7 protein-coding genes are annotated in these 12,949 nt (G+C 72.2%); 5 read left to right on the forward strand and 2 right to left on the reverse strand.

Annotated features, from left to right (window positions below; all coding sequences use genetic code 11):
* Nucleotides 1-5,964 (forward strand): SDR family NAD(P)-dependent oxidoreductase, encoded by a 5,964-nt coding sequence (locus ABD292_RS10220; RefSeq protein WP_344206837.1) that lies wholly within the window; start codon nucleotides 1-3, stop codon nucleotides 5,962-5,964.
* A gap of 1 nt (nucleotide 5,965) precedes the next feature.
* Here the strand turns inward: ABD292_RS10220 and ABD292_RS10225 are convergent, their stop codons facing one another.
* Together ABD292_RS10225 and ABD292_RS10230 are read right to left on the reverse strand one after the other, a co-directional pair.
* Nucleotides 5,966-6,691, reverse strand: a complete 726-nt coding sequence (locus ABD292_RS10225) for a thioesterase II family protein (RefSeq protein WP_344206838.1) — start codon at nucleotides 6,689-6,691, stop codon at nucleotides 5,966-5,968.
* Nucleotides 6,692-6,756: 65 nt separating this feature from the next.
* Nucleotides 6,757-9,126, reverse strand: a complete 2,370-nt coding sequence (locus tag ABD292_RS10230; protein WP_344206840.1) for a penicillin acylase family protein — start codon at nucleotides 9,124-9,126, stop codon at nucleotides 6,757-6,759.
* A gap of 205 nt (nucleotides 9,127-9,331) precedes the next feature.
* Between ABD292_RS10230 and rfbA the strand changes: the two genes are divergently transcribed.
* From rfbA to ABD292_RS10250, 4 genes are read left to right on the forward strand one after another with little or no spacing between them, the layout of a single operon-like run.
* Nucleotides 9,332-10,207 carry a glucose-1-phosphate thymidylyltransferase RfbA gene (rfbA, locus tag ABD292_RS10235; protein ID WP_344207151.1) on the forward strand — a complete coding sequence of 292 codons (876 nt, stop codon included), beginning with the start codon at nucleotides 9,332-9,334 and terminating at the stop codon, nucleotides 10,205-10,207.
* Nucleotides 10,204-11,193: a dTDP-glucose 4,6-dehydratase gene (gene rfbB / locus ABD292_RS10240; protein ID WP_344206841.1), complete on the forward strand. Its 990-nt coding sequence runs from the start codon at nucleotides 10,204-10,206 to the stop codon at nucleotides 11,191-11,193. Before rfbA ends, rfbB begins: the two co-directional genes overlap by 4 nt.
* A gap of 18 nt (nucleotides 11,194-11,211) precedes the next feature.
* Nucleotides 11,212-11,826, forward strand: coding sequence for a dTDP-4-dehydrorhamnose 3,5-epimerase (gene rfbC / locus ABD292_RS10245; protein WP_344206842.1), 615 nt, complete (start codon nucleotides 11,212-11,214; stop codon nucleotides 11,824-11,826).
* Entirely contained in the window at nucleotides 11,823-12,935 is a 1,113-nt protein-coding gene (locus ABD292_RS10250) for a DegT/DnrJ/EryC1/StrS family aminotransferase (RefSeq protein WP_344206843.1), read from the forward strand. The genes rfbC and ABD292_RS10250 overlap by 4 nt, the downstream gene beginning before the upstream one ends.
* Nucleotides 12,936-12,949 lie beyond the last annotated feature (14 nt).

Genomic DNA, 12,949 nt, shown 5'->3' on the forward strand with positions numbered 1-12,949 from the left:
ATGGCGGAGGGTGACGGAAAGCTCGTCGAGGCACTGCGCGCTTCTCTCCGGGAGACGGCCAAGCTGCGCCAGCAGAACCGCGCGCTGACGGCCCGCGCTCGGGAGCCGATCGCGATCGTGGGGATGGCCTGTCGTTATCCGGGTGGGGTGGATGACCCGGAGCGGTTGTGGCGGTTGCTGGTCGATGGTGTGGACGCGGTGGGTGGGTTCCCGGGTGATCGTGGCTGGGATGTGGCGGGTCTTTATGATCCGGAGCCGGGGAAGCCGGGGCGTAGTTATGCGCGGGAGGGTGGGTTCCTGTACGGGGCGGCGGAGTTCGATCCGGCGTTCTTCGGGATCAGTCCGCGTGAGGCGGCGGAGATGGATCCGCAGGAGCGGCAGTTTCTGGAGGTGTGCTGGGCGGGGCTGGAGCGGGCCGGGATTGATCCGACGTCGCTGCGGGAGAGCAGTGCCGGGGTGTTCGCCGGGGTGATGTATCACGACTATGCGCCGTCGGGCACGGGCGGGGCCACGATCTCGGGCCGCGTGGCGTACACGTTGGGCCTGGAGGGTCCGGCGGTGTCGGTGGACACGGCGTGTTCGTCGTCGCTGGTGGCGCTGCATCTGGCGGCGCAGGCGTTGCGTTCGGGTGAGTGTGATCTGGCGCTGGCCGGTGGCGTGACGGTGATGGCGACCCCGGATGCGTTTGTGGAGTTTTCGCGGCAGCGGGGTCTGGCTGCTGATGGGCGATGCAAGTCGTTCGCCGAGGCAGCCGACGGTGTCGGCTGGGGCGAAGGCGTGGGCGTGCTGGTGGTGGAGCGGCTTTCGGACGCCCGCCGTAATGGGCACCAAGTGCTGGCGGTGCTGCGCGGCAGCGCGGTCAACCAGGATGGTGCCTCCAACGGGCTGACGGCGCCGAACGGTCCTTCTCAGGAGCGGGTGATCGCCCAGGCGTTGGCGGCTGCCGGGCTAACGCCGGGTGATGTGGACGTGGTCGAGGCGCATGGTACGGGGACGGCGCTGGGCGACCCGATCGAGGCGCAGGCGCTGCTGGCCGCTTACGGTCAGGACAGGCAGTCCCCGTTGTGGCTGGGGTCGGTGAAGTCGAACCTCGGCCACACCCAGGCAGCGGCTGGAGTCGCCGGCATCATCAAGATGATCCTGGCGATGCGGCACGGATTGCTGCCCAAGACGCTGCACGTGGACGCACCGTCGTCGAAGGTGGACTGGTCCGGCGGGGCGGTGGAGCTGCTGACCGAACCGCAGCCCTGGCCCCAGATCGAGGGTCGGCCGCGCCGGGCGGGTGTGTCGTCGTTCGGCATCTCCGGCACCAATGCTCATGTGATCGTGGAAGAGCCGCCCGCTGAGGAGCCGTCGCCCGCGAGCGTGCCGGACACGCTTCCGGTGCTGCTGTCGGCCAAGAGCGAGGCCGCGCTGCGGGCGCAGGCCGACCAACTGGCCGCTTTCATGGATGAGCACGACGACGCCGCTCCGGCAGAGGTGGCGGCCGGGCTGACGCGCCGGGCCGCGCTGGAGCACCGGGCGGTGCTGCCGGCGACGGACCGAGAGGGTCTGCTGGCCGAGCTGCGAGCACTGGCCGCCGGCGAGCCGGCGGCTGCGGTCGTGGGCCGGGCGCGGCCGGGCGGGGTGGCGGTGCTGTTCTCCGGGCAGGGTGCTCAGCGGCCTGGGATGGGCCGCGGCCTGTATGCGGCTTTTCCGGTGTTCGCCCAGGCTTTCGATGAGGCGTGTGCGCTCCTGGAGGCCGAACTCGATGCCGCAGGGAACCTGCGGGAGATCATCCTCGGCGAGCGTGGCGCCGATGGGGTGCTCGATCAGACGGTGTTCGCGCAAGCCGGGCTGTTCGCCTTCGAGACGGCGCTGTACCGGTTGCTGGAGTCGTTCGGGGTCCGGCCGGATTTCGTGGCCGGGCATTCGCTGGGTGAGATCACCGCCGCACACGTGGCCGGAGTACTGGATCTGGCGGACGCGTGCCGGTTGGTGGCCGCTCGTGGCCGGTTGATGCAGGCGCTTCCGGCTGGTGGCGCGATGGCGGCGATCGGCTGTGGCGAAGACGAGATCGCCCCCGTGCTGTCCGGGCACGACCAAGTGGCTATCGCGGCGGTGAACGCGCCCGGCGCGGTCGTGGTTTCCGGCGCCGCCGACCAGGTGGAACAGGTCATCGAATGGGCACGGCAGCAGGGTCACCGCACCCGGCCGTTGCGAGTGTCGCACGCGTTCCACTCGCCGCTCATGGAGCCGATGCTGGCCGAGTTCGAGCAGGTCGTGGCCGGGCTGACGCTGCGGCGTCCGGAGCTGGCGCTGGTGTCCAACGTCTCGGGCGAGCTGGCCGGCGAGGAGATCACCAAGCCCGGCTACTGGGTCGAGCACGTCAGGCGGCCGGTCCGGTTCGCCGACGGCGTCCAGGTCATGCGGCAGCGCGGGGTCACTCACTTCCTGGAGGCCGGCCCCGACGCGCAGCTCACCCCCATGATCGAACAAACCCTCATCGACGAAGAGCCCTCCGTGGTGGCCCTGCTGCGCCGCGACCGCGACGAGACCACCCAACTGATCGCCAGTCTGGGCCAGGCCTGGACGTGTGGCACCCACGTGGACTGGACCACCGGTGCCCGCAGCAGCCACCTGGAACTGCCCACCTACCCCTTCCAGCACCGCCGCTACTGGCTGCAACTGCCTTCGACCGGTGACCCGGTCGCGCTCGGCCAGGCCTCTGTCGATCATTCGATCCTGGGCGCGGTCGTGGAGCAGCCCGACGGCGGGGCCATCCTGACCGGGCGGTTGTCGGCCACCGCGCAGTCGTGGCTGGCCGATCACGCCATCAACGCCACCCCGATCCTGCCCGGCACCGCCTTCGTCGAGCTCGCCCTGCGCGCGGGCGACCAGGTGGGCTGCCCGGCCATCGACGAGCTCACCCTGCACGCCCCCCTGCCCATCCCCGACTCCGACGGCATCACTCTCCAGATCATCCTGAGCCCACCCGACGAGGACGGCCGGCACCAGATCGGCATCCACTCCAAGGACGACCACGGGAACTGGACCCGGCACGCCACCGGCACCCTCACCCCCACCCCGTCCATCCCCGCCGACCTGCGCCACGCCTGGCCGCCGCCGGACGCCCAGCAACTGGACGTCACCGGCCTGTACGACCGCCTGGTCGATCACGGCTACGGCTACGGCCCCGCCTTCCACGGCCTCACCAACGCCTGGGAACACGGCGACGACCTCTACGCCGAGGTCTCGCTACCGACGGACGTCGCAGATCCGGCGGGCTACGGCGTGCACCCGGCGCTGCTCGACGCGGCGATGCACGTCGGCATGCTGGCCGGACAGGGAGCGGGGGAGAGCGGCCCGCTGATCCCGTTCAACTGGAACGGCGTCACCCTGCACGCCGCCGGCGCCGCCACCCTACGAGTACGCCTGCGCCGCCTGGACGGCGACGCGGTCACCCGGCTGGACGTGGCCGATCAGTCCGGCCGCCCGGTGGTGTCGGTGGAGGAGCTGACCGCGCGACCGCTTGCTCCCGGCCAGTTGAGCGGCGCGGTCCCGGCCCAATGGCTGTACGAGGTGGCCTGGCAGCCGGTGGGCGAGCGCGGTGCCGACACCGTAGGGGTTACTCCCGAGGTGCTGAACGTCGCTCCTTCGACAGGAGCCGACAGCACAGAGCCGGCGCGCGTACGGCGAACTGTCGGCCAAGCGCTGGACGAGCTCCAGACCTGGCTGACGAACGGGGAAACGCGACCGCTGGTGGTAGTGACCCGCGGCGCCGTCGCCGTGACCGGCGCGGAGACGCCCGACCCGGCCCAGGCAGCGGTCTGGGGCCTGGTACGGGCCGCCCAGTCAGAGGAACCCGGCCGAATCACCCTGATCGACCTGGACCCCGACCAAACAGACGCGCAGACAGCCGACAGCGCGTCGGCCGCAGCACTACGGAGCGGGGAGCCCCAGGCGGCGTTGCGCGGCGACCGCCTCTGGGTGCCCCGCCTGGAGCGGGCCCGCCTCGGCGACGAGCCGGAGGCGCCCTGGCCGACCGACGGAACCACGCTGATCACCGGCGGCACCGGCGGCCTGGGCGCCCTGACGGCCCGGCACCTGGTCGCCGAGCACGGCGTACGGCACCTGCTGCTGGTCTCCCGCCGTGGCCTGGACGCCCCCGGAGCCGCCGAACTCCGCGACGAACTCACCGAACAGGGCGCCGAGGTCACCATCGCCGCCTGCAACGTGGCCGACCGGGACGCCCTCACCGCACTGCTGGAGGGCATCCCCGACCTGCGCGCCGTGGTGCACACCGCGGGGACGAGCGCGAACGCGGTCCTCGCCGACCTCACGCCCGAGCTGGTCGACCAGGTGGCCGGCCCCAAGGCGGACGCCGCCTGGCACCTGCACGAGCTCACCCAGAAGCACGACCTGGCCGAGTTCGTGCTGTTCTCGTCGTCGGCATCGCTCGTGGACAACCCCGGCCAGGGGAACTACGCGGCGGCGAACGCCTTCCTCAACGCGCTGGCCGAGCAGCGCCGGGCGGCGGGGCTGCCGGGGCGGACGCTGGCCTGGGGCCTGTGGGGCGGCGAGGCGGGCATGCAGAGCCTGCTGCGTGACGACGACCTGGCCAGGATCCGCCGCTGGGGCATGCTGCCGCTGCCGGTGGACGCGGGGCTGGCGTTGTTCGACGCGGCGCGGCGGTCGGACGCCGCCGTGCTGGCGCCGATCCGGCTGGACCCGGCCGCCGTGCGCGCCCGCGCGGACGGCGTCCCCGCGCTGCTTGAGGACCTGGCACCCGCCGTACGGCAGAAGGCCGCGCAGGGCGGGAACGAGCTGGAACCGCTGGCCGCACTGCCCCCGGAGGAGCGCCTGGAGCGCCTGGTCGAGCTGGTACGCAAACGGGCGGCCCAGGTGCTCGGACACGCGGACCCGGAGCCCGTCGAGCCGGACGCCGACCTGGTCGGGCTGGGCCTGGACTCGCTGGCCGCCATGGAGCTGCGCAACGCGCTCAACTCGGCCACCGGCGTCCGCCTGCCGGCCACCGCGGCCTTCGACTACCCGTCGGTCAGGGCGCTGGCCCGGCTGCTGGACGAGGAGATGGCTCCGGCCGCCGTACCGGCCACGGCCCACGGCGACGCACCCCCCGCACAGGACCTGCAGGGCGCGACGGAGACGTTGAGCGGCCTGTTCCGCGCGGCGGCCGCCGCCGGCAAGATCGAGGAGGGGATGCTGCTGCTGCACGCCGCCGCCGCGGTCCGTCCCCAGTACGGCGCGGCCGACGCCCCGGCCCGCACCCCGGTGGTGCTGTCCACCGGCCCGAGCCGGCCGCGGCTGTTCTGCCTGAACTCGCCGATGGCCTTCGGCGGGCCGCACCAGTTCGTCCCGCTGGCCGCGGAGTTCCGCGAGGTGCGCGACCTCGCCGTGCTGCCGGTGCCGGGGTTCGTACGGGAGGAGAGCCTGCCGGAGTCGCTGGACGCCCTCGTGCAGGGCCTGGCCCGGACCGTGACCAGCGGCGGGGAGCCGTACGCGCTGGTCGGGTACTCCGCGGGCGGGGTGTTCGCGCACGCGCTGGCCGGCGCGATGGCGGAGGCGGGCCAGGGCCCGGCCGCGGTGATCCTGCTCGACACGCACGTGCCGGGCGCGGGGGAGAGCCCCGCCGTGTGGTCGTCGATCGTGGGCGGCCTGCTCGACAGGGAGGCCGTGTTCGGCCCGTTCACGGCCGCCCGGCTGTCCGCGATGGGCTGGTACGCCGCGCTGCTCTCCCAGTGGCGGCCGGGTGAGCCGGCCGCGCCGACGCTGTTCATCCGCGCGAACCAGGGGGTGGCGACGCCCGGCGGGACGACCGCGGGCGTCGGCGCGGGCTGGCATCCGGCCATCACCCCCGGTACGGCGGTGCGCGAGGTGGCGGCAGACCACTTCAGCATCCTGGAGTCCGAGGCGCGGCAGACCGCCGCCGTGATCGAGGAATGGCTGGCTCAGACGGCCGGGTGACTCACGTGGACAGCGCGACGAGCGCGTCGGTCACCTCGGCCACCTGGTCGTCCACGAAGAAGTGGCCCCCGGGGAAGATCCGCAGGTCGAAGGGGCCGGTGGTGTTCCGGCCCCAGGCGCGCGCCTCCTCGACCGTGGTCTTGGGGTCGTCGTCGCCGACGAAGGCGACCAGCGGGCAGCCGACCGCGGTGTCCGGGGCGCACTGGTAGGTCTCCACGGCCCGGTAGTCGGCGCGCAGCGCCGGCAGCACCATCTCGAACAGCTCCGGGTCCTGGAGGAACACCGGGTCGGTGCCGTTGAGCTTGCGGAGCTCGGCCGCCACGCCGGCCGGGTCCCGCCGGTGCACCCACTCGTCGCGGTAGGTGGACGGGCCGCGCCGGCCGGAGGCGACCAGCGTGTGCGGCGGCGTGCCGCGCCGCTCCAGGAGCAGGGCGAGCTCGAACGCGACCAGCGCGCCCATGCTGTGCCCGAACAGCAGCGTGGGCCGGTCGTCGCCGGGGAGCGCGTCGGCGACGCCGGCGGCCAGCAGGCGCACGTCCGTCAACGGCGGCTCGTGCCGGCGCTCCTGCCGGCCCGGGTACTGCACCGTGTAGGCGTCCAGCGCCGGGTGCAGCGCGGCGGACAGCTTGAAGTAGGCGCTGGCCGCGCCTCCGGCGTGCGGCAGCACGATGACCCGCGCCGGGGCGTCCGGCGCGGGGTGAAACCGCTTGATCCAACGCTCGTCCACGTCGTTCCTTCCGCAGTGATCCGTTCGCCGGCTCCCGGTGAGCGAACCCTCCGGGAGCCCGGCGATCACCCGCGGCCGGACGCCGCGGGCACCAGAGTGATGACGCTTTCCGTGTTCCGCGCGACCGCGGCCGCGCTGTACAGCAGCGGCACCTGCGCGCCGGACGTCCAGGCGGCGGCGAGATCCGCGTAGTGCGGGCTCGACGGGTCGCCGGACTGCCCGGGGGCGCTCACGAAGGTGGAGTTGTCCCAGGCCCCGACGTCCAGCACCATCCGGTACGCGGCCCCCGACTGCGACCGGTAGAACCCCCGGTAGTAGGTCGAGGCGTCCACCGTGGTCACGGAGCCGCCCCGGGGGAACGGGCCCACGCTGTTACCCAAGGGGTTGGCGAACAGCGCCTGGTGCAGGCTTCCCCAGCGCCAGGCGGCCGGGTCGGCGCCGAGCCGGCCGCGGACGTCGGCGTAGGCCGCGCGCAGCGTCTCCTGCACGAGCCGGTCCCGCACCGCGACGGCGTCCGCCCCGAACCAGCGCTCCGGATGCTCCAGGGCGTCGATCACCTGCCGGGCGTCGGCGCGCGGCACCCGGGCGGCCACCGCCGCGGGCATGAACCGGGCGAGGAACGCCGGGCCGAGATGCCCGATGAGCCAGGGCTCGAACAGCGCCGCACCGGCGGAGTCGGCGCTCGCCGTGCCGTCGTAGTCGCGCAGGAGCCGCAGCGCGGCCGCGGTGTCCGGGTCGTCACCGGACGGGATGTCGCGCAGCACCGCGACGATGCGCCGGGCGTACTCGTCGACCTGGTCGCGCTGGAGCCGCGCCATCTCGGGCACGGTGTGCCGGGTCGAGCCGGACAGCACGTCCTCGATGCGCTCCTTGCGGGCCGACGGCTCCCACTCGTAGCCGACGCGCACCGGGTGGCCGTCCGGCATGTCGTACTCGTTCGCCGAGGCGATGAAGCCGCTCTTGGGGTTGCTCACCCTGGGCAGCTCGGCGCCGTCGTGGAAGCCGTCCCATTCGTAGCGGCCGTCGCCGGGCACCGGCAGCAGCCCGTCGTGCCGGGGCCGGCGGGGGACCAGGGCGCCGGGCACCCAGCCGATGGTGCCCGAGGTGTCGGCGTAGATGAGGTTCTCCGGCGGCGCGGCCCAGCGCCGCACCTTGGCGGCGAACTCGGGGTAGCTCCGCGCGGTCATCGCGTCGAGCCCGGTGAGGTACGGCGCCGCCCCCGGCTCCGACCAGGCGGTCCGCAGGCCGAACGCGAGGCCCCGCTCCGCGTCCACCTTGAGCACCGGCCCGTGCCGGGAGAAGGTCAGCTCCACCTGGCGGGGCGTCGAGCCGGCCACCGGCACCTCCTCCCGCACCGTGGTGAAGGGCACCCAGCGGTCGCGGTAGCGGTAGCGGCCCGGGTCGTCCGGGTGCAGGCGGTACACCTGAAGGTCTTCCTGGTCCGCCGCGAAGACGGTGAGCGAGAAGGCGGCGCGGTCGTTGTGCCCCAGGGAGATGCCGGGCAGCACCGGCTCGCCGGCGCCGATCACGTCCAGGCCGGGCGCGGACAGGTGGGCGACGTAGCGCAGCGCGGGCGCCGGCGTGGCCCGGTGCGGGTCGCCGGCGAGGATCGGCCGGCCGGTGGCGGTGCGCGACGGCGCGAGCGCCCAGGCGTTCGACCCTCCGGGCGCCGGAGCCGGCGGCTCCGACCGGAGCGCGACACCGTCGAAGGTGACCGACGAGATGCCGAGCAGGTAGGTGTCGAGCACGTCCGCGGGCACGGTGCACGGGTCGAGCCCGTCCGGCACCCGGGGCTCGTGCGCGGGCTCCAGCTTGACGAGCGCCCGCGCGGCGGTCTGTCCGTTGGCGCACATCGCGGCCGCGCGCAACGCCTCCGGGTACGCGTTGAGCGCCAGCCCGTGGCTGCGGATGCGCACCACGTCCTCGGGCCGCCAGCGGTCCGGCCGGTGGCCCAGCCGGCGGAACTCCGGCGGCAGCGCCTCGGGGTGCGCGTCGACCCAGTCGATGTAGGCGTTGATGCCGCTGACGAACGCGGTCACGGCGCGGCGCGTGTTCGGCCCGTAGGCGGCCCACTCCCGCTGCATGTCACCGCGGTACAGCAAGAGCCTGGCGGCCCGGTCCTGGTCGACGTAACGCGGCCCGAAGGCGGCCGACAGCAGGCCGAGGCCGCGCCGCCGCCACAGGTCGAGCTGGAACAGCCGGTCCCGCGCGGCGTTGTACCCCTGCGCCAGGAACACGTCGTCGGTGTTGCGCGCGTACAGGTGCGGCACGCCGTAGCGGTCCACCACCAGCCGCACCGGCTCGCGCAGCCCTGGCACCTCGCGCGTGGAGGCGTCCGCCGCGTCCCGCTCCGCCTGCGCGGAAACGGCCGGTGTGAGTGCGCACACCGCGACCACCATCGCGGTGACGGCACGGCGTAAAGTGGAATTCCGCACCGGCGGACCCCCTCCCCCGGAGACGTCAATGTGGGGAAATTCTCGTCGCCGGGCGGAGACCGGGTAAGCCCCTACCCTCCCCTAATCCGGGTGTCCGTCGCCGATACCCCTGATGCGCCCCCTCTCTCCGGTCATCGACCTTGCCGCTCCGCTGCGCCCCTGCTTAGCCTCGGGACACTTCCACGCAGCAGAGAGGTATAAGGCCGTGAAAGGAATCGTTCTCGCGGGGGGTCGCGGAACGCGGCTGCATCCGATCACCGCCGTGGTCTCCAAACAACTGCTCCCGGTGAGCGACAAGCCGATGATCTATTACCCGATATCGGTGCTCATGCTGGCCGGCATCAGGGATATCCTCCTCATTTCCTCGCCCGACCAGGTGCCGAACTACGTCCGGCTGCTGGGCGACGGCGCCCGCTTCGGGCTGAACATCTCCTACGCCCCCCAGGAATCGCCGGACGGGATAGCCCAGGCTTTTCTCATCGGCGCCTCCCACATCGGCGGCGGCCCGGCCGCGCTGATCCTCGGCGACAACATCTTCCACGGACCCTCGTTCTCCGAGGTGCTGGAAGAGAATGCGCGGGAAGTGCGGGGGTGCGTGCTGTTCGGATATCCGGTGAGCGATCCCGGCCGATACGGAGTGGGGACGACCGACGAGAGCGGGCGGCTGATCTCGATAGAGGAGAAACCGGAGAATCCGCGTTCCAACAGAGCCATCACCGGCCTCTACTTCTACGACAACGACGTCATCGACATCGCCAAGAATCTCAAGCCGTCCGAACGGGGCGAGCTGGAGATCACCGACGTGAACCTGGCCTACCTGCGGCAGGGCAGGGCCCGGCTGGTGGACCTCGGCAGGGGATTCGCCTGGCTCGACACCGGCACGCCGGAGACGCTGCTCCAGGCGGGACAGTACGTGCAGACCCTCGAACAACGCCAAGGCGTGCGCATCGCCTGCCTGGAGGAGGTGGCGCTCCGCATGAACTTCATCGACGCGGAGCAGTGCTATCGGCTCGGAGCCGAGCAGTCGCAGTCCGGCTACGGCCAGTACGTCATGAGCATCGCGAGCAGTTACACGCCATGAGGATCCTGGTCACCGGCGGCGCCGGTTTCATCGGCTCCCACTACGTCCGCACCCTGGCCGAGCGGGGCGACTGCACGCTCACGGTTCTCGACAAGCTCACCTACGCGGGCAACAGGGCCAACCTGGAGCCCGCCGAAGGCCGTTTCACGTTCGTCCGGGGAGACATCTGCGACGCCGGCCTCGTCGGGGAGCTGGTGGCCGCGCACGACCAGGTGGTGCACTTCGCCGCCGAGTCGCACGTCGACCGGTCCATCAGCGGTGCGGGGGAGTTCGTCCGCACCAACGTGACGGGGACGTACACGCTGCTCGCGGCGGCGGCCGAGCACGGGCTCGGCACGTTCGTGCACGTCTCGACCGACGAGGTGTACGGCTCCATCCCCGAGGGCTCGTGGGGGGAGGAGCAGCCGCTGGCGCCCAGCTCGCCGTACTCGGCGTCGAAGGCGTCGTCGGACCTGCTCGCCCTCGCCTACCACCGGACGTACGGGCTGGACGTGCGGGTGACCCGCTGCTCCAACAACTACGGGCCGTACCAGTTCCCCGAGAAGGTCATCCCGCTGTTCGTCACCAACCTGCTCGACGGCGGCAAGGTCCCGCTGTACGGGGACGGCCTGAACGCGCGCGACTGGCTCCACGTGGCCGACCACGTCGCGGGCATCGAGCTCGTCCGGCAGGGCGGCCGGCCCGGAGAGGTCTACAACATCGGCGGCGGCACCGAGCTGACCAATCGCGAGCTGACCCGCCTGCTCCTGGAGGCCTGCGGCGCCGGATGGGAGCGCGTGGAGTTCGTCGAGGACCGCCTCGGCCACGACCGCCGCTACTCCGTCGACGACGGCAAGATCCGCGCCGAGCTGGGGTACCGGCCGGCCGTGGACTTCGAGAAGGGCCTGGCCGAGACGGTCGAGTGGTACCGGGACAACCGCCCCTGGTGGGAGGCCCATAAGGGTGCCGTAGGGGTTGCCGCCGCTGATCAGGGCAACCGAACATAACGTCGAAGGAGGGATCCGATGCGGATTCGCGAACTCGGCATCGGCGGGGCGTTCCTCGTCGAGCCCAAGGTCTTCCCCGACTCCAGAGGATTGTTCTTAGAGGTCTTCAAACAGCCTGCCTTCACCGAGGCCGTCGGCCACCCGCTGAGCGTGGCCCAGGTCAACTGCTCCGTCTCCACCATCGGCACGATCCGCGGACTGCACGCGATCCACCTGCCGGGACAGGCCCGCTACGTGAGCTGCCCGAGCGGCGCCGTCCGCGACATCGTGGTCGACATCAGGCAGGGCTCGCCCACGTACGGCCGGCACGTCGTGGCGGAGCTGAGCGAGGACAACCGGCACGCGCTCTACCTCGCGGAAGGGCTCGCGCACGGGTTCGCCCCGCTGACCGAGCAGGCCACCGTCTTCTACCTGTGCTCCAACACCTGGTCGCCGGAGACCTCCTTCGAGGTGAACCCGCTGGACCCCGACCTCGACCTGCCCTGGCCGCGCGACCGTGAGCCCGTCCTGTCGGACAAGGACCGCGCCGCGCCCTCACTGAAGGAGGCCGAACGGCTCGGCATCCTGCCTTCCTACGCCGACTGCCTGGCCCGTTACGCCGAACTCGCCACACCGGACGGAGCGCCCCGTTGATCCCGCTGTTCAAGGTCGCCATGTCGGAGTCGGCTCCGGCCGCGGTCGCCGAGGTCGTCGGCAGTGGCCAGATCGGCCAGGGCGCCAAGGTCGCCGCGTTCGAGCGGGCGCTGGGGGAGCGGATCGGCAACCCGCGCGTCGCCACGGTCAACAGCGGCACCTCGGGGCTGCACCTGGCGCTCCACATGGTCGCCGCGTCAGGGGACGACGAGGGCGAGGTGCTCTCCACGCCCCTGACCATGGAGGCCACCAACTGGACCATCCTCGCCAACCGGCTGCGCATCAAGTGGGTGGACGTCGATCCCGCCACGCTCAACGTCGACCTCGACGACCTGGCCCGCAAGATCTCCCCCCGCACCCGCGCCATCGTCGTCGTGCACTTCGCCGGCTATCCGGTCGATCTCGGGCGGCTGGCGAAGATCCTCGACGAGGCCGAGGCGACCTTCGGGTTCCGCCCCGTGGTGATCGAGGACTGCGCCCATGCCTGGGGCGCGACCTACCAGGGCGGCCGCATGGGCACCCACGGCAACGTCGCGGTGTACAGCTTCCAGGCGATCAAGCATCTGACCACCGCTGACGGCGGCGCCCTGGTGCTGCCGGACGACGAGCTGCACGAGCGGGCCACGCTGCTGCGCTGGTTCGGCATCAGCCGCGGCGCCGACCGGCTGCGCAACCCGCCGGACGTCGCCGAGTGGGGCTACAAGTTCCACATGACCGACATCAACGCCGCGATGGGGCTGGCCAACCTGGACTGGTCGGAGGAGGTCGTGGCCCGGCACCGGGCCAACGCCGCCCACTACGACCGGGAGCTCGCCGGCGTGCCGGGGCTGGAGCTGACCGAACGCGCTGCGGACCGCGAGTCGTCCTTCTGGATCTACCCCGTCAAGGTCGAGGACCGCGCCGGCTTCATGAAGCGCATGGACGAGGCCCAGATCATGGTCAGCAACGTCCACGAACGCAACGACACCCACACCTGCGTCCGCCGGTACGCCACGCTGCTGCCCGGACTCGACAGGGTGGCCGAGCGCGTCGTCTGCCTGCCCGTGGGCTGGTGGGTGACCGAGGAGCAGCGCGCCCACATCGTGGAGACCGTACGGCGCGGCTGGTGAAATAAGCCGTAACC

Origin of the sequence: Nonomuraea bangladeshensis (assembly GCF_039529455.1) — a bacterium.
Taxonomy (GTDB): Bacteria; Actinomycetota; Actinomycetes; order Streptosporangiales; family Streptosporangiaceae; genus Nonomuraea; species Nonomuraea bangladeshensis.

What these genes read in the sequence shown, in the direction of transcription:
- ABD292_RS10220 (WP_344206837.1), top strand. Translation starts at nt 1, where the DNA reads ATGGCGGAGGGTGACGGAAAGCTCGTCGAGGCACTGCGCGCTTCTCTC.
- rfbB (WP_344206841.1), top strand. Translation starts at nt 10,204, where the DNA reads ATGAGGATCCTGGTCACCGGCGGCGCCGGTTTCATCGGCTCCCACTAC.
- rfbC (WP_344206842.1), top strand. Translation starts at nt 11,212, where the DNA reads ATGCGGATTCGCGAACTCGGCATCGGCGGGGCGTTCCTCGTCGAGCCC.